Here is a 21,175-nt window from a genome sequence, read left to right on the forward strand (position 1 = left end):
CCCGACTCCCGTGGGCCGGCGATCTCGTACGGACCTCCAGGAAGGCACCTCCGTGTCCTCAACTCCCGCTTCCCCCCTGCGCCTTGCTGTCGCCCTCGACGGCACCGGCTGGCATCCCGCCTCCTGGCGCGAGCAAGTCGCCCGCCCCCGGGACCTGTTCACCGCCGGTTACTGGGCCGACCTGATCGCCGAGGCCGAACGCGGCCTGCTCGACTTCGTCACCCTCGAGGACGGACTCGGCCTGCAGTCCTCGCACTACGGCGAGCTCGACGGCCGCACCGACCAGGTACGCGGCCGCCTCGACGCCGTCCTGACCGCCGCCCGCATCGCCCCCCTCACCCGGCACATCGGCCTGGTCCCGACCGTGATCACCACCCACACCGAGCCGTTCCACATCTCCAAGGCGATCGCCACCCTCGACTACGTGAGTTCGGGCCGCGCGGGACTGCGCGTGCAGATCAGCGCCCGCCCGCACGAGGCCGACCACTTCGGCCGCCGCACCTTCCCGCCGCTGAGCCTGCAGGAGTTGCAGACCCCCGCCGGACAACAGCGGCTCACCGAGCACTTCGACGAGGCCGCCGACCACGTCGAGGTCGTACGCCGGCTCTGGGACAGCTGGGAGGACGACGCCGAGATCCGGGACGTCACCACCGGCCGGTTCATCGACCGCGACAAGCTGCATTACATCGACTTCGAGGGCAGCCACTTCAGCGTCAAGGGCCCCTCCATCACCCCGCGCCCGCCGCAGGGCCAGCCCCTGGTCACCGCCCTCGCGCACCAGACCGTCCCGTACCGGCTGGTGGCCCGCCAGGCCGACGTCGGCTACGTCACTCCGCACAACACCGAGGACGCGCGGGAGATCGTCGCCGAGATCCGCGCCGAACAGGAGAGGGCCGGACGCGCCGACGAACTCCTGCACGTCTTCGGCGACCTGGTGGTCTTCCTCGACGACGACCAGGCCGCCGCGGAGGACCGCCGCGCACGCCTGGACGCCCTCGCGGGGGAGCCGTACTCCAGCGACGCACGCATCTTCGCCGGAACACCTGCCCAACTCGCCGACGTGCTCCAGGAGCTGGGGGAGTCCGGACTGAGCGGCTTCCGGCTGCGGCCCGCCGTCGCCGGACACGACCTGCCCGCCATCACCCGCGGTCTGGTCCCCGAACTCCAGCGCCGGGGCGCCTTCCGCACCGCCTATGAGGCCGACACCCTGCGCGGCCTGCTGGGCCTGGGCCGCCCCGCCAACCGCTACGCCGCCACCGCCTGAGCCGGAAGGACCGTACCGACATGAGCAAGCCGCTGAAGCAGATCCATCTGGCCGCGCATTTTCCGGGCGTCAACAACACCACCGTGTGGAGCGACCCCGAGGCCGGCAGCCACATCGAGTTCGACTCCTTCGCGCACTTCGCGCGGACCGCCGAACGCGCCAAGTTCGACTTCCTGTTCCTCGCCGAGGGCCTGCGCCTGCGTGAACAGGGCGGGAAGATCTACGACCTGGACGTGGTCGGCCGGCCCGACACCTTCACTGTCCTCGCCGCGCTGGCCGCCGTCACCGAGCACCTCGGCCTGACCGGCACCATCAACTCCACCTTCAACGAGCCCTACGAGGTGGCCCGCCAGTTCGCCAGCCTCGACCACCTCTCCGGAGGCCGCTCCGCCTGGAACGTCGTCACCTCCTGGGACGCCTTCACCGGCGAGAACTTCCGCCGCGGCGGCTTCCTCCCGCAGAAGGAGCGCTACTCCCGGGCCAAGGAGTTCCTGGCCACGGCGAACGAACTCTTCGACTCCTGGCACGGTGACGAGATCGTCGCCGACCAGGCCACGGGTGTCTTCCTGCGGGACGCGAAGGCCGGCTCCTTCGTCCACGCCGGTCAGCACTTCGACATCCACGGCCAGTTCAACGTCCCGCGCTCCCCACAGGGCCGTCCCGTCATCTTCCAGGCGGGCGACTCCGAGGAGGGCCGCGAGTTCGCCGCCTCCTCCGCCGACGCCATCTTCAGCCGGCACGCCACCCTGACGGACGGTCAGGCCTTCTACACGGACGTCAAGAACCGCCTAGCCAAGTACGGCCGCCGCAACGACCAGTTGCTGATCCTGCCCGCCGCCTCCTTCGCACTCGCCGACACCGACGCGGAGGCGGAGGAACTCGCCAGGGAGGTACGCCGCCAGCAGGTCAGCGGGGCCACCGCCCTCAAGCACCTGGAGTTCGTCTGGAACCGGGACCTGTCCTCCTACGACCCGGAGGGCCCGCTGCCCGACATCGACCCGGACGTCAGCGACAATCACATCTCCAAGGGCCGCGCCCAGGTACGGATGTACCGCGACCCGCTGGCCACCGCCCGCGAGTGGCGCGAACTGGCCGCCGCCAACCACTGGTCCATCCGCGACCTGGTCATTCACACCGGCAACCGGCAGACCTTCGTCGGCTCCCCATCCACCATCGCCCGGACCATCAACGACTACGTCCAGGCCGACGCCAGCGACGGCTTCATCCTGGTCCCGCACATCACCCCGACCGGCCTCGACACCTTCGCCGACAAGGTCGTACCGCTGCTGCAGGAACAGGGCGTCTTCCGCACCGACTACGAGGGCCCCACCCTGCGCCACCACCTCGGCCTGGCCCACCCAGACGAGGCGAAGGCGTCCGACGAGCGGGCGGCGTCGTGAAGTTCCTCGCCGTCACGCTCGTCGTGCACCGCCCGGACCCCATCACCGGGGTGCAGAAGCCCACCCACGACCGGTTCCGCGAGGTCCTCGACAACGCCCTGCTCGCCGAGGAGCTGGGCTTCGACGGCTTCGGCGTGGGGGAGCGCCACGAGCGGCCCTTCCTCTCCTCGTCCCCGACCGTCGTACTCAGCCATGTGGCCGCCCTGACCAAGCGGATCCGACTGTTCACGGCCGTGACGACGCTCAGCCTGCTGGACCCGGTCCGCGCGTACGAGGACTACGCCACCCTCGACCACCTGTCGGGCGGCCGCCTCGACCTGATCATCGGCAAGGGCAACGGCGCTGCCCAACGCGACCTGTTCCACGTCACGCCGGATGACCAGTGGGACCGCAACGCCGAGAGCTACGAGCTCTTCCGGAAGATCTGGCGCCAGGACAAGGTCACCGCCGACCCCCGCTTCCGTCCGCCGCTGATCGACGCCGAGGTGTGGCCGCGGCCGTACCAGCAGCCGGTCCGGGTCTGGCACGGCAGCGCCACCAGCAAGGAGTCCGTCGACCTCGCCGCTCGCTACGGCGACCCGCTGTTCTCCGCGAACGTCACCAACCCCATGGAGCCCTACGCCGAGTTGATCCGTCACTACCGTGAGCGCTGGGAGTTCTACGGCCACGACCCGGCCGACATCGCGGTCGGCGCCGGGACGGCGGGCATCTGCGTGGCTCCCACCTCCCAGGAGGCGCTGGCCGCGTACCGGCCGATCTTCGAGTCCAACCTGGCGTTCTTCAGGAAGGCCGGCCTGCCGGTCGTGTTCGAGACCCTGGAGGACTTCGTCGAACGCAGCTCCGCACTGATCGGCAGCCCGCAACAGGTCGTCGACAAGGTGCACCGTTACCACGAACAGTTCGGCCACACGGTGGTGCACCTGCATGCCGACGCGAGCGGGCTGACGGAGTCCCAGCACCGTGCCTCGCTCGAACTGTTCCAGTCCGAGGCCGCCCCCGTGCTGCGCCGCGACATCCCGGATCCGCCGTTCGCCTGGGGCCCCGTCCTTCCGGCGTCACCGCTCACTCAGGAGTCCGCCCGTGCCTGACATCGCTCTCGGCGTCCTCGACCTGGTCCCGATCCCCTCCGGCTCGACTGCGGCAGGCGCCCTGCGCAACTCGATCGACCTCGCCCAGCGGGCCGAACGCTTCGGATACGCCCGCTACTGGTTCGCCGAGCACCACCTGAATCCCGGCGTGGCCGGAACGTCACCCGCGGTCGTCCTGGCCCTGACCGCATCCGCCACCTCCACCATCCGGCTCGGCTCCGGGGCCGTGCAGCTCGGCCACCGCACGGCGCTGTCCACCGTGGAGGAGTTCGGTCTGCTCGACGCGCTGCATCCGGGCCGCTTCGATCTGGGCCTGGGCCGCTCGGGCGGCCGCCCGCCGGGACAGCCGACCGCACCCTTGCCGACGGCGACCCCGGTCGTCGACGGTCGTACCCCGAACGGCCTGCTGATCCCACCGCGTTTCTCCTTCGAGCATCTGCTCGGCTCCCCCCGCATCGCGCTGCGGCGCAGGCTGCTCCTGCTGCCGGGGGCCCAGTCGCAGGACTACGCGGAGCAGATCGGCGACATCCTCGCCCTGCTGGCGGGCACCTACCGTTCACCGGAGGGTGTCGAGGCGCACGTCGTGCCGGGCGAGGGCGCCGACGTGGAGCTGTGGATCCTGGGCAGCAGCGGGGGCGAGAGCGCCTCGGTCGCGGGCCGCAACGGTCTGCGGTTCGCGGCGAACTACCACGTCAGTCCGGCCACGGTCCTGGAGGCCGTGGAGGGCTACCGGTCCTTCTTCCAGCCCTCCGATTTCCTGGACAAGCCGTACGTCAGCGTCTCGGCGGACGTCGTCGTCGCGGAGGACGACGGAACGGCCCGTGAACTCGCCACCGGCTACGGCCCGTGGGTGCGCAGCATCCGTACCGCCGAGGGTGCCATCGAGTTCCCGACGCCTGAGGAGGCGCGCGCCCGCACATGGACCGACGAGGACCGGGCCCTCGTCCAGGACCGCCTCGACACCCAGTTCGTCGGCTCGCCGGGCCGGGTCGCCGACCAGTTGGAACGCCTGCAGGAGGCCACGGGCGCGGACGAGTTGCTCATCACGACGATCACGCACGACCACGCGGACCGGGTCCGGTCGTACGAGCTGCTCGCGGAGGAATGGCGTCGACGGGGGCACTCCTTCCAGCGGTGAAGGCCCGCGCCGCTGCCACAGTCGGACCGTCTCCGGCACAGCGTCCGCACCCCGCGCACCCTTCAGGACCCTGTCGCCCACTACCGGCGAGAGGCCGGGCGCTGGGGCATCGAGGGCGAACTGCCCGAACCCGTCTCGTACTCCTGACGGCCCCCGGAGTGCCTCCCCGGCGGAGGCGCCCCCCCTTCCTTCTCCCTGAAAGAGGACCCATGGCCACTGTCCTGTCCGTCTCCGGCAGCCCTTCCGCCTCCTCCCGCACCAACCGCCTTCTGCGCCACCTGGACCAACGGCTGGCCGCTCAGGGGCACGACGTCGTTCCGCTCGACGTTCGCACCATCCCCGCTGAGGCCCTGCTCGGCGCGGACTTCCGGCACCCGGCCATCGTCGAGGCCACCGAGCTGTTCGCCCGCGCCGACGGCGTGGTCGTAGGAACACCCGTCTACAAAGCGTCGTACTCCGGAGTCCTCAAGGCGCTCCTCGACCTGCTCCCGCAGTACGCGCTCACCGGAAAGACGGTCCTCCCTCTGGCCACCGGCGGCTCCACCGCGCATGTCCTCGCCATCGACTACGCGCTGCGTCCGGTCCTCAACTCCATGGGTGCCGCGCACATCGTGCAGGGTTGGTTCACCCTCGACAAGGACATCACCGCCCACGACGACGGCTCGATCACCGTCGCACCGGCCGCCGCCGAGGCCCTCACCCAGGTCGTCGACCATTTCTCGCTGGCGCTGGGCCGTACCCCGCTCCTGGCCGCGGCGAGCTGATGCTGTCCCGCCTGGCGTCGAGTGCCTGGCGGGCGCCGAGGCGACTCCTATCCCTAGTTTTCCTATAGGATTACTAGGAAAATGTTGACGGTGATCGAGGAGGAGAGTGACGATGACGAAGCCGACACCCCTCCGCGCACCGCTGCACTCCCACGCCGCCTCGCCGGGCACCGCGTCGTCCTCGGTGCCCTGAAGGAAGACGCCATGACCACAGCATCGAGGTGTAGCGGCAGTCGAACGAAGCGGATCCGGAGATGACGGTGACGGCCGACGAGGTGACCGACGCGGGAGCCGGGCGGGTCGACTGGCTGCACATAGCCCGCGAGATGGCGGAGGACCTGGCCACGGACGCGGCCGAGCGGGAACAGGCCGGCAAGGCACCGCTGGACGAGGTTGCACGGCTGCGCGAGTCGGGGCTGCTGACACTGGCGACACCGGCCGAGCACGGGGTAGGAGGTGCCGACTGGCGGACGGTCTACGCCGTGGTCCGGACCGTCGCCGCGGCCGACGGGGCCATCGGCCACCTGCTGGGCCACCATTACTTCCTGTCCTCCAGCGCCCGCTTCTTCGCTTCCCCCGAGCGTGCCGCCCGAGTGGAGCGGGAGTCGACGGAGGGGCAGTGGTGCTGGGGAGGCGGTATCGCCTCGCACGAACCGCCCCTCATCCTGACCCCCACGGCCAACGGCTATCTGCTGAACGGCTACCAGAGGTACGCCACCGGCGTCGGCATCACCGACCGGCTCGTGGTCCGAGCCGCCAGGTACGGCACCGGTGAGCCTCTGGCCGTCCTCGTCGACCCCGCCCACCCGGGTGTCGTGAGCGGCAGCAGCGGGGACACCTTCGGTCAGCGACTGGCAGCCGGTGGCGCCGTGGAGTTCGACTCCGTGCCGGTCGCGGCGGACAACGTGTTCGGCTCGCTCTCGCCGGACGAGGGCGTCCTGTCACCCTTTGCCTCACTTGCCGTGCCGACCGCGCGTCTGTGCTCCGCCCAGTTCTGTCTCGGCATCGCCGAGGGACTGCTGGCCGAGGTCCACGAGCACGGAAGGGCCGTGCGGTCGCCCTGGCAGCCCCTCTCACCCCAGCCCTGGCCGGGCGGCCCGCCGCAGGATCCGTACGCGTTGACGGTGTACGGCGAACTCACCGTCGTGGCACGTGCCGCGTCCGCCCTTGCCGACCAGGCGGTGGAAGCGCTGGTGCGCGGCCTCGCGCAGGGCGAGGACCTCGACTTCGAGGAGTGCGCGGAGATCGCCGTTCTCGCGAGTGTGGCGGAGGCCGCGGCCTCCCGGGCCGCGCAGGAGGTCACCACCCGTGCCCTCGACGTCGTCGGCCTCGACGCCGCCTCCTCGCGACACGGCTTCGACCGCTTCTGGCGCAATGCCCGGACCCACACCCTGCGCGAACCAGCCGCCCACAGACTGCGCGAGATCGGGGACTACTTCCTCAACGGTGCGCACCCGTCCTTCACCCTTCCTGCCTGACGACGCAGCCGGTGACGGGCGGACACGGCGGGATGGACCATCGCGGCGTGCGCCTCTCGGCGCGAGCGGACCATGCGGTGCGGGCGGCACTGGAACCGGCCGCGGCAGGTGACGAGACCTCACTCAAGGCCGAGGGGATCGCCGCGGCGCAGCGCATCCCGCACAAGTTCCCGGAGGGCGTCCTCGACGACCTGCGTCGGGGCGGTCTCGTGGTCAGCCGGCGGGACGACAAGGAGTGGCGGACGGCCCCCTGGTGTCGGTGCGGGGGTGCGCCCACCCGGGCTTGACGTCAGGTTCACGGCGTGAGCCACCGCTGCGGTGCTCGCCACCACTGTGGCCGAGGCCGTGACCGAGGATTTTGGCGATCAGACCGGTGCCGTGATCCCCGGTGGGTGTCCCGTCGACGCCTGCGCGGCCGGGGGCCGCTCCGGACCGGGGGCCTTGCCCCAACTGCACGAATCCGGTGACGGGTTCCGGGATCCGGCGTACGACTAGGCGGGGCTCCTCCGAGCACACGCATGGAAGGCCACGGCCGTCGGTTGCCTGCCGCGAAGCCTCGGTGTCGTACGGTGCGTCGGCACCGCGCATACTCAGTGATCGTCGCGCCGGCGCAAGGGCGGTGGTCGGCGTGGTTTTTGATGGTCAGGTCGAGAAGGGCACAGGGGACATGAGCGAGACGAGCCGGCCGGTGATGCCGGAGACGGTGGACAGTCCGGCTCTGCGGGCGCACCCGACCGGGGCGGCGGCGCGATGGCTGCTGCGGCACAGGGTGCAGCCGGTGGGGCCGGCGGCCGGTGAGAGTCATTCCGAGCCGCACGCCTGGTGGAAGGTGATGTGCCTGACCGGCGTCGACTACTTCTCCAGCCTGGCCTACGTCCCCGCGATCGCGGCCGTCGCGGCAGGGGCCGTATCGCCTCTTGCGACGTTGCTGATCGTGGCGCTGACGTTGCTGGGGATGCTGCCGATGTATCGCCGGGTGGCCAGACAGAGCCCGAACGGCGCGGGGTCGGTGGCGATGCTGGAGGACCTGCTGCCGTTCTGGTGGGGCAAGCTGTTCGTGCTGGTCCTGCTCGGCTTCGTGGCCACCTCGTGGATCATCACCATCACCCTGTCCACGGCCGACGCCTCGGTGCACGTGGTGGAGAACCCCTTCTTCCCCTCGGCACTGCACGGCCATGAAGTGGCCCTGACGGTGACGCTGCTGCTGATCCTCGGCGGAGTGTTCCTGCTGGGCTTCAGCGAAGCGGTCAAGGTGGCCATCCCCTTGGTGGCCGTCTTCCTCGCTCTCAACGCCGTCGTCATCGGCGTCGGTGTCGCCCACGTGCTCACCGATCCCGAGGCCTGGTCGGCGTGGACCGGTTCCCTCACCGACCTGGGCGGCTTCGGCGATCTGGCGGGCCCCGCCCTGCTGGCCTTCCCGCTGTTGGTACTGGGCCTTTCCGGCTTCGAAACCGGTGTGAGCATGATGCCGCTGGTGGAGGCCGACGGTGCCGACGACGAGCAGCGGCTGAAGGCCCGTATCCACAACACCCGCAAGCTCCTCACCACCGCCGCGCTCATCATGAGCGTCTATCTGCTGGCCGCCAGCTTCGTCACCACCGTCCTCATTCCCGAGGACGAGTTCAAGCCCGGCGGCGCCGCCAACGGCCGGGCCCTGGCGTGGCTCGCGCACGAGCACGTCGGCGAGGCATTCGGCACCGTGTACGACATCAGCACCATCCTCATCCTGTGGTTCGCCGGCGCCTCCGCCATGGCTGGACTCATCAACATCGTGCCCCGCTACCTGCCCGACTACGGCATGGCCCCCGAATGGGGCCGCGCGGTGCGCCCGGTCGTCCTCGTCTACACCACCCTGTGCATCATCATCACCGTCACCTTCGACGCCGACGTCGACAAACAGGCCGGCGCCTACGCCACCGGCATTCTGGCGATGATGGTGTCCGGCGCCTTCGCCGTCACCGTCTTCGTCCTCCGCCATCGACGACGCGCGGCCACCGTCGGCTTCGCGCTGCTCACCGCGGTCCTGCTCTACGCGCTGATCGCCAACATCGTCGACAAGCCCGATGGCATTGCCATCTCCGGCTTCTTCATCCTCGGCATCATCACGGTCTCGCTGATCTCGCGCATCTCGCGCACCACCGAACTGCGCGCCGACCGCCTCGTCTTCGACGAAGCCGCCCGCCGGTTCATCACCGACACCCTCGCCCACGACCAGTCCATCAACATCATCGCCAACCGCCGCGAGTCCGGCGACGCCGCCGAGTACAGCGCCAAGGAACGCGAACAGCGCGGCACCAACCCGGTACCGGGCCCGGCCGACGTGCTCTTCCTCGAGATCGACGTCGTCGACCCGTCCGACTTCAGTGACACCCTCACCGTCCACGGCGTCGAGGTGGACGGCCACCGCATCCTGCGCGCCCAGGCCCCGGCAGCGCCCAACGCCATAGCCGCCGTTCTTCTGGCCCTGCGGGACGCCACCGGTGTGCGGCCGCACTGCTACTTCGCCTGGGCCGAAGGCAGCCCGCTGGTGCACATGATCCGCTACTTCCTGCTCGGTCGCGGTGACACCGCCCCCGTCACCCGCGAGATCATCCGCAGCAACGAACCCGACCCGGAACGCCGCCCCGGCATCCACGTCGGCGACTGAGCCCGTCACCAGCCCTTGGAACGGAGACGAAACGCTTCCTTGCCCAATGCCCGGCCGGAAGTGATGGGAAGCGGATCAACCGCTCGGTCGTGACCGTTCCCGTGGTCTGCCTGCCCCGCCTCTTGCGGGGCTCAGCCTCAGCCGGCCGTTGTGAGGTCTCGCCTCAGAGCGGCCGGTTCGGTGTTCGCTCATCAGGGGACAGGCGGGCACTTCGTTCGTAGACGGTCCCGCCAGGGATGAACCAGCCCGCCTTCTTCCGCACAGCCGGACTCGGGTCCTTGGCGTGGGACGCCTCCAAGGCGGCAACGGCGCGTGCATCCGAGTGAGCGAACCTGCCGACGAGTTCGGCAGCCCGTGCCCGGACGTGCGCGTCCGGGTCTGAAGCCAAGTGGCGGATCGCGGGTTCGAGTACCTGGCCTGGGCCCGGTGCACAGGTGTCTCCCTTGCACCGGTCACAGGCCAGGGCGTGGAACGCGGCGACCCGGACCCGGGCGTCCGGGTCGTCGGCCATGGCGACGAGTTCTCCCACGGACTCGATGTCGACCAGGTGGTCGAGGAGGCGACAACAGCCCTCGCGGACCGCCGGATTCCCGTCTCGGAGGCCGGAGCGGATGGCACTCAGCGCGTTCTGCCCACGCCGTAGCAACTCGCGGTAGGCCGCCACCGTGCGCTGCGGGTCGCCCAAGCACGAGACGAGGGCTTCGTCGTCGGTTCTGACGAATCCAAGCATGCCGTCAGTTTCGAGCGGCTCGACGAGATCCAGCAACGGGATTTCGACCCATGGCAAGGCAGGCGGAACCCACCCTCAGCTGAGCCCTTGAGGGTCCAGGCGATGTCGGGCTCCCCGACACCGCGTTGTCGCCCGGACGAGTCGTGCAGTGCCCAGAACCGCAGTTGGCGTCTGGCGTCTGGCGTGTGGCGTCTGGCGGCAGCGGCCGTGGCGCTCGCCGCCCCGGATCACGGCTCGGCATCTCGGCGTCTCGGCAACCAGGCTCATTGCCACGCCTATCTGCCCGTCCTGCGCGGCCGTCGGGCAGCATCGCCGGCACGCCACGTCGGCCCCCGCGAACGCACCACTGCCTGCCCGCCTTCGGCGCGCCACCGCGGGTCTGCGAGGATGGCCGCGAGCCGTCCGCACCGGGTCCCCGTCCTGCACGGGCCCCGGAGTGCGCAGGCGGTGAAAGGCGGGCGGGTACGCGCAACGGCCCGGCGGGCGCGAGAACGGAGCGGTGCGGCACATGCCGGAGTACCCGGAGTACCTCGCCGCGTTCGTGTTCGCCGCGGGTGGTGTCGTCCATGCCGTCGTGGCGCCGTATCGGTTCTCCACCGCGGTCCTGTTCTGCCTTGCGATGACCTCTGCCGGACTCGGCGTTGCCGTTCGCGGCGCGGCAGCTCACCCGAGCGTCGCCACCGCCCTCGCCGCAGCCGCCCTGCTCCTGGCGCTCGCGCTGGGCTTGCTGCTGCTCGCCGACGCCGTCTTCCTGGTCCGGCGGTACGGACCACAGGCGGCCCTGCTGGTGACCGGGGCCGCCGGCTGCGCGGTGCTGGCGGTACTCGCCCTCGACGTGGTCTTTCACGTGGTCGGCGGCGAAACGCTCGCTGCCCTCGTGATCGCGGTGAACGCGGTCGCGGGATACCTCACCCTGCTCTTCTTCGCGTTCGCCGGCTACGTCTTCGTCCGGGGCCGCAGCACCCCCCTACCGGAAACCACCCATGTCGTCGTCCTGGGCGCAGGACTCATGGGTGACCGGCCCGGCCCACTGCTGACCCGCAGACTGGAGCGTGCCCTCACGGTCGACGCCGCCCGTACACCGGACACGCCTGGTGTCGTGTTCGTCGTCTCGGGCGGACAGGGCGAGGACGAGGTCCGCTCCGAGGCGGAGGCGATGGCCGACTATCTGCGTGGACGTGGAGTTCCCGCCGAGCGGATCGTGCGGGAGGACCGCTCCGTCAACACCGGGCAGAACCTTCGCTTCAGCGCGGCCCTCGTGGACGGCGCGGCTCCCCACCATGTCACGGTGGTCACGAGCGGCTTCCACGTCTACCGCACCACCCTGCTGGCCCGCCGCGTCGGCGTTTCCGTGCACGTCGTGGGGGCGCCGACCTCCTCCGCCTACTGGCTGGCTGCGACACTGCGCGAATTCGCCGCCGTCCTGTGGCTGGATCGCCTCTGCCTGGTCGGACTCAGCCTGCTGCTGGCAGTGCCCGTGGCGACGGCGGTTTTCGAGCACTGAAGCGCCGAATCCAGGGCTTGCAGAGGGCGTGTGAGGTAGGCAGCTTGGCTCAGTAAGCGCGAAAACCCCTGTCCGCGATCGCCGATATGGCTGTTTCGATGTTCTCGCGGGTGACGCTGGGGACCACCAGCAGATTCTTGGCCGTGAAGCGCCCGATCTGCTCGATCTCCAGCGCAACTGTCTGCGCGAGTCGAACCGGGTCGTAGACCTCGAAGACCCGGGTGCCGCCGTCCCACACGACGGTGACACCGCCGATCCAGCCCTTCATCTCCTGTATCGCCCAGTCGGGCTCGTCCATGGGCGCAGGCCACTCGATTCGAAATTCCACGCCTGCATTATGCGGGAGCGGTCCCCGCACTCCCGCGGCCCACGTGATGTGTGGCGACTGCGCCTCGGGATGCGGTGGGGCGGCCGGTCCGTATCGGCAACACCGGGCGTCCTGTACGCCGTGGAGGTCTGTGGCTTCCGACGTCACGGCATCTGGGACACGCTGCTCTCGCCGGACCCTACCGCTCGTGTCCGCGCAGTTCTCCTCATTCCGGGCCAGACTGACCTCGTCGGCGAAGCGACCGTGTTCGCTCAGCTGCTCCTGACCGTGGGCCGCGAGGACCACTTCATGTGCGCCGACGCGCTCCGGTGCTGTTTCGGAAGCGTCACGGGTCTTGTCATCAGAGCGCGCGTCGTGCGACTGTCCGGGCGATGGTTACGTAACCATCGCTGGTTTACGTAAGTTTGGGACATCTGTTCCGGACACCGGCTCATGCGCGGCTCGGCTCAGGTGACGAACCCGCACTCCGCCCTCCACGAATTCCCGTCACTGGAGACGACATGACCAAGACCCCGACGAGGTCGCGAAGACTGGCCGCTGTGCTCACGGCCGGCTTCGGCGCGATGCTCCTGTTGCTGACCGCCCCCGAACCCGCCCTCGCCGAGCAGGCCTCCGACACGGCTGCCGCCTCGTACGCTCCGGTGAAGCCGGCGTCGAAGGGCGGCACCAGTGACTTCCGCGGAGTGAACTGGGCCGACCCGCGCGACAACTACGCCAGTGACGCCGTGGTGCCGAGCGGGCTGTCGGTGACCGACGACTACCGCACCGTCTACCGCACCACCGAGAAGATGGTGCGCGGCTTCAAGAGGAACCTGGGCGCCAACACGCTGCGACTGCCGATCAACCCGGCGAGCGTGGGCACCACTTGGTGGAAGTCGTACCGGGCGACGATCGACGCGGCCACGGCCTCCGGCGACAAGGTCATCGTCAGCTACTGGGAGGCCGACACCAGCAAGGACGGCCTGGTCGACGACACGGCCGCCTGGAAGACGATGTGGAACACCGTGGTGCGGGAGTACAAGCACAACCCGCGGGTCTACTTCGAGCCCATGAACGAGCCGCACGGCTACACCCTGGACCAGTGGGTGTCCGTCACCAGCGGCTGGCTTGCCCAGCACAAGGACGTTCCGCGCGGCCGTGTCGTGATCAGCGGCACCGGCTACAACGACAACGTCACCGGTGTCGGCGCGGCACCCCAACTACGGGGAACACTGCTGTCGTTGCACTTCTACGGGTTCTGGAACAGCTACACCCGGCAGTCGGACTGGACCGCGGACCTCGAAGCCCGGATCGGCAAGTACGCGGGGCGGACCGTCATCGACGAGGCCGGCTCCCCGATGACCATCGGCCTCAACTACGGCGCGTGGAACGGCAACGTGTACACCTCGTACCTCGCGGCCGTCGCCAACACCGCCCGCAGCAAGGGGATGGGACTGGTGTACTGGCCGGGTCTGCGTTTCGGCGATGCCTACTCGATCGAGTCGCTGGACTCCAGCGGCAACCTCGTGGACAACAGCGCCACCGGAGTCGCGCTGCTGCGCTGGGGCTACGGCTTCGGCAAGACCCCGCCGGTCAACGACCTGCCGCCCGCGCCCCCCGGTGAGGTCCTGCGCGGGGTGGCCTCGGGCCGCTGCGCAGACGTGCCCGGCTTCAGCACCGCCAACGGCACCCAGCTCGACCTCTGGGACTGCAACGCCGGCGGCAACCAGACCTGGAACTGGAACGCGGACAAGCAACTCACCGTCTACGGCAACAAGTGCATGACGGTGGGAGGCACCGGAACCACGGCAGGGGACCCCGTGGTCATCACCGACTGCACCGGCGCGGCGGCACAGCAGTGGAACGTGAACGCGGACCTCTCCGTGACCAGCGTCGCGAACCCGGCGCTCTGCCTGGACGCGGCCGGAGCGGGCACCGGCAACGGCACCTCGGTCGACGTCTGGTACTGCAACGGCGGCAGCAACCAGCAGTGGACGAGGAGCTGACGCCGGCACCTGTCTGTCCCGGCCACCGACTGGCCACGGATCGCAACCGCCGGCGCCGTCGTCCTTCGCCCTACGGCGAGGGCGGCGGCGCTGCCGGTCATGGGACGTGTCCTCGCACCGCCAAGGCTCATTCGGCGAACGGCGGTTGGGGCGGAACCGGGCCCTCGCCCGCGTAGGTGTCGCCCCGCGGGGCCGACGGCGCGTCGTCCTCGGCCAGCGTCAGACTGGGCCAGGGCCCGGCCAGGGCGGCGTCGTCCAGGGTGATGCCGAGGTGGTCGAGGATCAGGGCCACCACCGGTGCGATGCCGGTGTCCTCACCCTCGTGTGCGGCGAGTGCCGCTTCCACCCGGTCCCACCAGGAGTCGGCCCGCTCGGGGCGAGTGTGCTCCATGCCCGGCTCGAAGTTCTCGACGCACTCTCCGTCGCGCCAGTACTGGAACACATCGAGTCCTTCGGTGGTCAGCACGCTGTACGTCTCGGTGCCGCGGGACAGCTCCGTGAGGGCTTCGCTCCAGGATCCGACGGCACCGTCCTCCTCGACGCAGAAGGTCCACCCGCCGAGCCTCCCGGACCGCAGCAGGCAAACCCCTTCGTCACCGGAGTCGTCCGAGAGAAGATCCGAGGCTTCGTCCGCATCGAGCGGACGTGCCTGCCCGGGATCGGCTCCGTACCGGGCGAAGACCTCCTCGGGGCTCAGCCCCCGGGTGAACGTGACGCACATCCAGGCCGTCGCCCAGGTGAGCGAACGTGGGTCCGTGCCTGCAGTCATGTCTGCCTCCGTCATTCACAGCCTTCACCGAGGCCCCGGCGTCCTTCGTGGACGCCGGGGCCGGCTTCATCATGCCGGGTCCGGGCAGCGGGCCCGGTCGCGGGGGGATGCGGGCTCTATGCCGTGAACTCGATGCGGAACGGGTCACCGTCCACGAGCCGCTGGTACTTGCGCAGGGAGCCGAGGACTCCGCCCGCCGAGCTGTTGGCGCGCTGGGTGATGTGGAGCCGCAGGCAGGTCTCGTTGCCCGAGGCCGGGCGGGTGGGCCAGGTCGCCGGGGCGGACCAGAGGCCGTTCACCACCTGGGGGGTCAGTTCGGCGCACAGGGTGCCGTCCTGACCGCCCTCCGCCGTGCTGGCGGGCGGGAACTCGTCGCAGCTGTCCTTGCCGGCCACCCCCGGGTACAGGTTCGTGAAGGGTGTACAGGTCGCGGCGCGGTTGGCGTTCGCCTTGGTCTGGTTGACCGCGTGCAGGACGTCGGTGCCCCGTCGCCTCATGATCTCTTCGTAGATGGGCACGACGATGCCGTACTTCTCATGGGCCCTTGAGTAGCTCAGCACCGGCATCTCGTCGGTCGGTATGACACAACCACGCAGCCGGGGCTGCTCCTTGTCGCAACGGATCTCGCCGGTCGCGGGGCTGGACCAGGACGCGCTGGGGTCGACCGGGGTCGCACCGGGCATCGTCACGTACATCTTGTAGCTGGTCCGGAAAGAGGAACGGGTGGTGTCCGCCGCGAATGCGCCGCCGTTGTACTTGGTCTTCCCGGTCTTCTCCAGACCGGGTGTCAGTTCCGAGGTGCCGTACCACGGCTGCTTTGTCACCGTCGTGCAGCCGGTACCGCATGCCACCTGCACCTTCACCACGAGACTCTTCACATCGCCGGTGACCCGGACCAGCTTGGCGGTGATCGTCTCGTTGAGGTCGAGGGACTTGTAGGAGGTGGCGAGTGTGGAGTTGACCTGGATGAGGCCGGTGCCGATGGTCTTGCCGTTCGCGTCGTAGAGGGTGTACGTGACCTCGGCGCCGTTCAGGCACAGTCCGCCGGTGCGGCTCCAGGTCCAGGTTCCCGGACTCGTCAGCACGCACGAGGGCGGTGGCGGCTCGGGGTCGTCGGTGTCCGGCTCGAACTCCGTGCCCAGACCGTCACCCGCAGGGTCGTCGGCGGCGAGGTCGGCGGTTGCCGGGGCGGCCGCACCGGTCTTCGTGCGGGGCGCCGTGGCTGTTCCGCCGTCCACCCTCACGCATGCGGTGACGGCGTCGGGCACCGTCGCGCGAGCCGCGGCGGGGAGGCGGGAGCAGGAGTCCTGGGCGGCGAAGGCGGCGGTCTGCAAGGCCGGGGCGGGAGCGGTGGAAGCACCGTCCGCGGTCGGGTCCGCCGCGGCGGTGAGGGTCGTACGGGCCGGTGCGGTCCGGCCCTCGGCAGCGCCGGCGGTGCCGGTCGCGGTGAGGGCCATGGTGAGGAGTGGAGCGACCAGCACCCATCTGATGCGTGATGAGGTCATGACTTCTCTCTGCCGGAGGTGAAGGAAGGGGTGAGGCGGCCGGGCCGTCGCCCGGCCGCCGGATGCGCGTGCGTCGGTGCCGTTGCTCAGAAGATGGACGACAGGACCTTGGTGGCCCCCGACACGACGTCCTCGCCGACGTCGGCGATCTTGCCGACGACGGGCTTGATGAGCTTGCCGCCGGCCGCCTTGTCCGCGGCACCGATCCACTTGGACTGGCCGAAGGTGACCAGGCTCAGGCCGGTGCCGACGGCGGATTCGAGGAACTCGCCGCTGGAGAAGCCGTGCTCGATGCCGGTGAACAGGGTGCCGAGGGCGCCGGCGCCCATCGATACGGCGGAGAAGAAGCCGGCCGCTGCGGCTGCCGGGGGGAACACGAAGGCGGCGAGGGCGCACCCTGCGGCCAGGAACCCGGCGCCGACGCTGATGGCGTTGAACGCGTCGGCGTAGAAGCCGGCGTCGTTCCACCACTCGTCGGTGTCCCCGCCGGTGCCGTTGGGGTTGATCTGGTCGTTGGTGTCCTTGTCGGCCGGATCGATCTTGGCCTCCCGCTCCCGGCGGGCCTTCTCGGCGGCGGCCTCGGCCGCCGCCTGGGCCTCGGCCGCGCGCTTTGCCGCCACGATCTGCTTCGCCTGGCTGGCCGCGGCTGCGGCCGTCGCCGCGTCCTTGCCCGCCGCGATCGAGGAAGCGCGGGCGGCGGCGGCCGAAGCCTGGGCGCTGTACGACGACTTGAGGGCCGCGCGGGCGGAGTCCATCGCCTTGTTCGCCGAGTAGTTCGCGGAGCGGGCGGCACGCCGGGCGGTCGACGCCGCCGTGGTCGCCCTGTTCGCGGACGCCCTGGCGTCGGCCGCGGACTTGTCGGCGGCGTCCGCGTTCCGCCGGGCCTCGTCAGCGTAGCTGTCGGCCTTGGCCGCGGAGTCGAGTGCCTTGGACGCCCACTCCTTGGCCTCGGCGGCCGCGTTGCGGGCGTCGGCGCCGGCCTTCGACGCCAGGGCGGCGTTCTCCTGCGCCTTCTGGGCGATCTTCGCCGCGGCCGCGATGGCGCCACGGACCGCGGCGACGTGGGTGGCGGTGTCGTGGTCGAGCTGGGCCGTCCGGTACTGCACCAGGGAGACGAAGTTGCGGCGCATCCAGGTGGGCCCCTCCATGGCCACCTCGGCGTACGCCCGGGTGAAGGCACCCCCGCTGATCATGAGCTGGCCGGTGAGGACGGCGTCGTCCTCCGCGATCGCCTGGGGGTAGTCGTGGTCGAAGAAGTTCTGCAGGGATTCGGTGGTGTTGATGCTGAGGGCCTTGTTCGCTGCGGCGGTGACGGCCCTGCCCGGGTTCGAGTTCAGGATGCGGCCGATCGCCACCCGGTTGTCCTCGTCGGAGGCCTTCTTCATGCCGCTGGTGAGGAAGTCGCCGACCGCCTTGGACTCGGTGCTCTTCAGGGCGTTCAGGGCCGCTTCGGCGATCTTCGGTCCGGCGATCGTGGCCACGTGGAGAGTGGTCTCCCGGTCGTCCTGCCCCTGGGCCAGGACCCGGTCGAGGTCGATCCAGGCGTACACGTCGTCGTCCGTGCCGGACAGGGCGAACTGGGCCGCCTGCCGGGTCCATGCGCCTCTGGAGTCGAGCAGGGCGATGGCCGCCTTGCGCCCGTGGACGGCCGCGGCCGCCATGTCGTTCGCCACCAGCGCCTGTTCGGCCTTGGCGATCAGATCCTTGGTGGCCTGATCGGTCTGCTGCGCCTGGGCCGCCTTGTTCTGATAGGTGGTCAGCTCCTTCGTCTCGATCTCGGCGAGCAGCCGGACCTCCTCGATGGCCTGCAGTTTGTCCTGTTCGAGGGTTTCCGCCTCGGCCTTGCGCGCGTTCTGTTCCACCAGGATGGCGTCCGAGACGGCCTTGGTGGCGGTGTTGGCGGCCAGTACGGCAGCCGCCGCGTGGGCGGTGGACTTGTTGGCGTAGTCGACGGCCTTGCCCGCGTTCCGTACGGCTTCCTCGGCGGCGGCCGCTGCCTTGTCGGCGTGGTCCGCCGCGGAGTTGGCCGCGTCCCGGGCGGTGCGAGCGGCCGTGGCCGCGGTCGCGGCGAGGGCCTGGGCGGTGGAGGCGGCGTTGGTGGCCCGGTTCGCGGCTGCGGAGGCGATCGCGGCCTGGCGCTTGGCCTCCGCGGCCTCCGACTGGGCGGCGCCGGCGGCGGCACCGGCCTGGGCGGAGGCGTTCGCGGCGGCGGCAGCGTTGCGCGCGGCGGAGGCGGCCGCGGAACCGGCGGCGGCGGCCTTGGTTCCGGCGACGGCGGCCTGATCGGCCGCCTTGGCCGCCGTACGCGCCTTGGCCGCGGCATTGCGGGCTGCGACCGCCGCGTTCTTGGCGGCTTCGGCCTTGCCGGCGTCCTTGGAGGCACCGATCGCGGCGTTGTAGGCGCGGGCCGCGGCGCTGCCGGCGTTCGCTGCGGCCTGGGCGGCGCCGGTGGCGGCCCAGGAGGCGCGCCGGGACGCCTGCACCGCGGCGTTCGAGGCGTTGATGGCGTTGCGGGCGGCATCCGCCGCGCCCTTCGCGGCGGAAGCCGCCTTGCGGGCCGCCGCCCCGGACTTCTGCACGTCCTCCTTGGCGGCGGCTGCCTCGGCGGCGGCCTTCTCCGCTGCCTCCTTCGCCTTCTCCGCGGCGGTCTGGGCGCGCGCGGAGGCTTCGACGGCGAGGTTCGTCTCACGCTCGGCGCGTTTGCCCTCCCGTACGACGACGGCGACGAGTTCCTCGATCGTCGCCGACTCCTGGTCCCGGGCACGGGCTATGTGCTGCCCGGTCTCGATGAACCACTCCACGTCGGACGCGGTGCCGCTGAGGGCACGGTCGGCGTACTTCTGCACCTCGGGGCCGGCCTGCGTGAGCATGGCGGAGACCTGGACCCGGGCGTCCTCCAGGCGCGCGTCGTACTGGGTGTCGGTGAGGAACGTGATGAGGGTCGGCTGGGCGCCGGTGTTCAGGGCGGCGGTGGCGTCTCGCTGGACCGCCTTGTCGCCGGTGGCCGACACGATGCTGGTGGCCACCTGGAGGTCCTCGAGGATGGCGGGTTTGAAACCCTCCCGCAGGAACTCGGCGATGGCGGCGTCACCGTTGTCGAGGGCGGCGACCGCCGCGCGGCGCAGGCCCTTGCCCGCGCGGTCCAGGCTGCTGACGATGGCGACGCGGTTGTCCTGCACGGTCTGGATCGGCAGGGTCTCGGTCAGGAAGGTCTGGATCTCGCTGTCAGAGCCGGACAGGGCTGCGGCTGCTGCGGCCTTGACGCCTCTTCCGCCGGATATCCAGGCCTTGACGACTTTCGCTCGCTCGGTGTCCGGCAGTGGGACGGGGTCGGGCGCTGTGCCCTCCGCCGCGGCGGCGACCGGGGTGAGGAGCACCGAGGGTGCGGAGGCCAGGGCGGTGGTGGCGGCGAGTGCGCCGAGCACACGGCGCCGACTCCAGAAAACGGTCTGCATAAGTGATGTGTCCCCGTGAGTTGTTGAAGGGACATGCCGGATCTCGTGGGTGAGCACATTTCCGACATGCCCGTGGGATGAAAGGTCATGGGCCGCGAAGTGGCGTGCAGGCGGCACTTCTTGCCGTGCCGGACCATATCAACCGGGCTGCGGAAAGGGACCAGTTGTGCGCGCCTGTTCTACAACGGCGGTTGAAATGCGGACTTCTGACTGTGCGTCGGGGAGCATTTACAGGTCCTTCACAACGTCCCGTACAACCTTTACGAGGTGTGACGCAGATCACCGATTGTCAATGCAGAATGTCTGTTTCTGTGCGGTTCTATGCGCTCGACCTTGAACTCGCTTCGTGTTGGTATGGCAAAGCGGATGATGATTACCGAGACGGGGGACCTCTCGCTTCGAGAGGTAAGGGGACTGCTTTCCAAGGGAGTTGGGGCATACCCGGCGGAGCGCTGTCGATATCGCATGCTGTGCACCCGAATTCGGGCCCGGTGACGCACATCCGGCCGTCAGCGACGAACTTGGGGATGCAATGAAGAAATACGGCAGAATATCCGCGCAGTCGCAGCGCAAGCGGGTTGCGCTGCGTGTTCTGGGTGCGGCTGCGGTCGGCACCCTGGCGTGGATCACGGCGGCCACGGGCATCCCCGGCGAGGCCTCCCGGCACACCAGCTCTCCCGCACTGGTCGTGGACAGTGCTCCCGGTTACGCGGTGGAGAATTTCGACTACCCGCTGGCGGACAAGATCCTGGCCGAGAAGAAGATCCTCCTCAAGCGCGGCGACGGGCACATCACCCTGGCCGACTGCGCGACCGGGACCGGTCTCCTGGAGATCATGGCCCGCGACAAGGCGGACAAGATCTGCTTCAAGGTGGTGGGGAGCTCCGGCTGGCTGACCCTGGAGATCCCCGCGGTCTACGCCATCAAGGGCAACGACTACACGACCGCGGTCGACATGACCGTGGGTACCGAGGAGAAGTCGTTCGACATCCTCAAGAACTCCTGGACGCCGGTGGGTGAGGCCGCGGACACCGAGGGCCGCGATCACATGCTCGTCGAGATCAGGTCCTCCAAGTAACCGCAGGTCGACACCGACACGCTCACCGCTCCGCGGCCCGGT

16 protein-coding genes are annotated in these 21,175 nt (G+C 70.0%); 11 read left to right on the plus strand and 5 right to left on the minus strand.

From position 1 onward, the window contains the following. Nucleotides 1-52 precede the first annotated feature (52 nt). The 8 genes from AQI94_RS31025 (at nucleotide 53) to AQI94_RS31060 (ending at nucleotide 9,779) form a co-directional block, all read left to right on the plus strand. Entirely contained in the window at nucleotides 53-1,264 is a 1,212-nt protein-coding gene (locus tag AQI94_RS31025; protein WP_031056614.1) for an LLM class flavin-dependent oxidoreductase, read from the plus strand. Nucleotides 1,265-1,284: 20 nt separating this feature from the next. Further along, entirely contained in the window at nucleotides 1,285-2,664 is a 1,380-nt protein-coding gene (locus AQI94_RS31030) for an NtaA/DmoA family FMN-dependent monooxygenase (RefSeq protein ID WP_062230042.1), read from the plus strand. Continuing rightward, nucleotides 2,661-3,752 (plus strand): LLM class flavin-dependent oxidoreductase, encoded by a 1,092-nt coding sequence (locus tag AQI94_RS31035; protein WP_031059999.1) that lies wholly within the window; start codon nucleotides 2,661-2,663, stop codon nucleotides 3,750-3,752. Before AQI94_RS31030 ends, AQI94_RS31035 begins: the two co-directional genes overlap by 4 nt. Beyond that, on the plus strand, nucleotides 3,745-4,890 hold the full coding sequence (locus AQI94_RS31040; protein WP_031060002.1) for an LLM class flavin-dependent oxidoreductase: 1,146 nt from the start codon (nucleotides 3,745-3,747) through the stop codon (nucleotides 4,888-4,890). Before AQI94_RS31035 ends, AQI94_RS31040 begins: the two co-directional genes overlap by 8 nt. Before the next feature lie 209 nt (nucleotides 4,891-5,099). After that, nucleotides 5,100-5,654 carry an NADPH-dependent FMN reductase gene (ssuE, locus tag AQI94_RS31045; protein WP_031060005.1) on the plus strand — a complete coding sequence of 185 codons (555 nt, stop codon included), beginning with the start codon at nucleotides 5,100-5,102 and terminating at the stop codon, nucleotides 5,652-5,654. Nucleotides 5,655-5,908: 254 nt separating this feature from the next. Next, complete coding sequence (locus AQI94_RS31050) at nucleotides 5,909-7,132, plus strand: acyl-CoA dehydrogenase family protein (RefSeq protein ID WP_031060008.1); 1,224 nt, start codon at nucleotides 5,909-5,911, stop codon at nucleotides 7,130-7,132. A 47-nt stretch (nucleotides 7,133-7,179) separates the two neighbouring features. Next, a complete protein-coding gene (locus AQI94_RS31055; protein ID WP_078902990.1) occupies nucleotides 7,180-7,419 on the plus strand; it encodes an Rrf2 family transcriptional regulator in 240 nt (79 codons plus the stop codon). Between the two features lie 380 nt (nucleotides 7,420-7,799). Then, entirely contained in the window at nucleotides 7,800-9,779 is a 1,980-nt protein-coding gene (locus AQI94_RS31060) for an APC family permease (protein ID WP_031060011.1), read from the plus strand. A 163-nt stretch (nucleotides 9,780-9,942) separates the two neighbouring features. On the opposite strand, the gene AQI94_RS31065 is transcribed toward AQI94_RS31060, so the two are convergent. After that, on the minus strand, nucleotides 9,943-10,545 hold the full coding sequence (locus AQI94_RS31065; RefSeq protein WP_225890302.1) for a HEAT repeat domain-containing protein: 603 nt from the start codon (nucleotides 10,543-10,545) through the stop codon (nucleotides 9,943-9,945). 472 nt (nucleotides 10,546-11,017) lie between these two features. On the opposite strand from AQI94_RS31065, the gene AQI94_RS31070 reads away from it, so the two are divergent. Then, entirely contained in the window at nucleotides 11,018-12,013 is a 996-nt protein-coding gene (locus tag AQI94_RS31070) for a YdcF family protein (protein WP_051833012.1), read from the plus strand. A 49-nt stretch (nucleotides 12,014-12,062) separates the two neighbouring features. Here the strand turns inward: AQI94_RS31070 and AQI94_RS31075 are convergent, their stop codons facing one another. Next, nucleotides 12,063-12,311 carry a hypothetical protein gene (locus AQI94_RS31075; protein ID WP_031060018.1) on the minus strand — a complete coding sequence of 83 codons (249 nt, stop codon included), beginning with the start codon at nucleotides 12,309-12,311 and terminating at the stop codon, nucleotides 12,063-12,065. Between the two features lie 530 nt (nucleotides 12,312-12,841). On the opposite strand from AQI94_RS31075, the gene AQI94_RS31085 reads away from it, so the two are divergent. Continuing rightward, entirely contained in the window at nucleotides 12,842-14,326 is a 1,485-nt protein-coding gene (locus AQI94_RS31085) for a ricin-type beta-trefoil lectin domain protein (RefSeq protein ID WP_031060025.1), read from the plus strand. A 127-nt stretch (nucleotides 14,327-14,453) separates the two neighbouring features. On the opposite strand, the gene AQI94_RS31090 is transcribed toward AQI94_RS31085, so the two are convergent. From AQI94_RS31090 to AQI94_RS46280, 3 genes are all read right to left on the minus strand, one after another. Continuing rightward, nucleotides 14,454-15,095, minus strand: a complete 642-nt coding sequence (locus tag AQI94_RS31090; protein ID WP_037945348.1) for a DUF6461 domain-containing protein — start codon at nucleotides 15,093-15,095, stop codon at nucleotides 14,454-14,456. Between the two features lie 116 nt (nucleotides 15,096-15,211). Beyond that, on the minus strand, nucleotides 15,212-16,600 hold the full coding sequence (locus AQI94_RS31095; protein ID WP_051833015.1) for a NucA/NucB deoxyribonuclease domain-containing protein: 1,389 nt from the start codon (nucleotides 16,598-16,600) through the stop codon (nucleotides 15,212-15,214). A gap of 86 nt (nucleotides 16,601-16,686) precedes the next feature. Next, nucleotides 16,687-20,055 (minus strand): ALF repeat-containing protein, encoded by a 3,369-nt coding sequence (locus tag AQI94_RS46280; RefSeq protein WP_079062572.1) that lies wholly within the window; start codon nucleotides 20,053-20,055, stop codon nucleotides 16,687-16,689. Nucleotides 20,056-20,587: 532 nt separating this feature from the next. Between AQI94_RS46280 and AQI94_RS31105 the strand changes: the two genes are divergently transcribed. Continuing rightward, complete coding sequence (locus tag AQI94_RS31105) at nucleotides 20,588-21,133, plus strand: hypothetical protein (RefSeq protein ID WP_167364529.1); 546 nt, start codon at nucleotides 20,588-20,590, stop codon at nucleotides 21,131-21,133. Nucleotides 21,134-21,175: the final 42 nt, after the last annotated feature.

Source organism: Streptomyces pseudovenezuelae (assembly GCF_001513955.1).
GTDB lineage: Bacteria > Actinomycetota > Actinomycetes > Streptomycetales > Streptomycetaceae > Streptomyces > Streptomyces pseudovenezuelae.

Bases quoted from the DNA above. Each gene is read 5' to 3' on its own strand.
- AQI94_RS31030 (WP_062230042.1), top strand. From the start codon at position 1,285: ATGAGCAAGCCGCTGAAGCAGATCCATCTGGCCGCGCATTTTCCGGGC.
- ssuE (WP_031060005.1), top strand. From the start codon at position 5,100: ATGGCCACTGTCCTGTCCGTCTCCGGCAGCCCTTCCGCCTCCTCCCGC.
- AQI94_RS31050 (WP_031060008.1), top strand. From the start codon at position 5,909: ATGACGGTGACGGCCGACGAGGTGACCGACGCGGGAGCCGGGCGGGTC.
- AQI94_RS31060 (WP_031060011.1), top strand. From the start codon at position 7,800: ATGAGCGAGACGAGCCGGCCGGTGATGCCGGAGACGGTGGACAGTCCG.
- AQI94_RS31070 (WP_051833012.1), top strand. From the start codon at position 11,018: ATGCCGGAGTACCCGGAGTACCTCGCCGCGTTCGTGTTCGCCGCGGGT.
- AQI94_RS31075 (WP_031060018.1), bottom strand. From the start codon at position 12,311: ATGGACGAGCCCGACTGGGCGATACAGGAGATGAAGGGCTGGATCGGC.
- AQI94_RS31085 (WP_031060025.1), top strand. From the start codon at position 12,842: ATGACCAAGACCCCGACGAGGTCGCGAAGACTGGCCGCTGTGCTCACG.
- AQI94_RS31090 (WP_037945348.1), bottom strand. From the start codon at position 15,095: ATGACTGCAGGCACGGACCCACGTTCGCTCACCTGGGCGACGGCCTGG.
- AQI94_RS31095 (WP_051833015.1), bottom strand. From the start codon at position 16,600: ATGACCTCATCACGCATCAGATGGGTGCTGGTCGCTCCACTCCTCACC.
- AQI94_RS46280 (WP_079062572.1), bottom strand. From the start codon at position 20,055: ATGCAGACCGTTTTCTGGAGTCGGCGCCGTGTGCTCGGCGCACTCGCC.
- AQI94_RS31105 (WP_167364529.1), top strand. From the start codon at position 20,588: ATGAAGAAATACGGCAGAATATCCGCGCAGTCGCAGCGCAAGCGGGTT.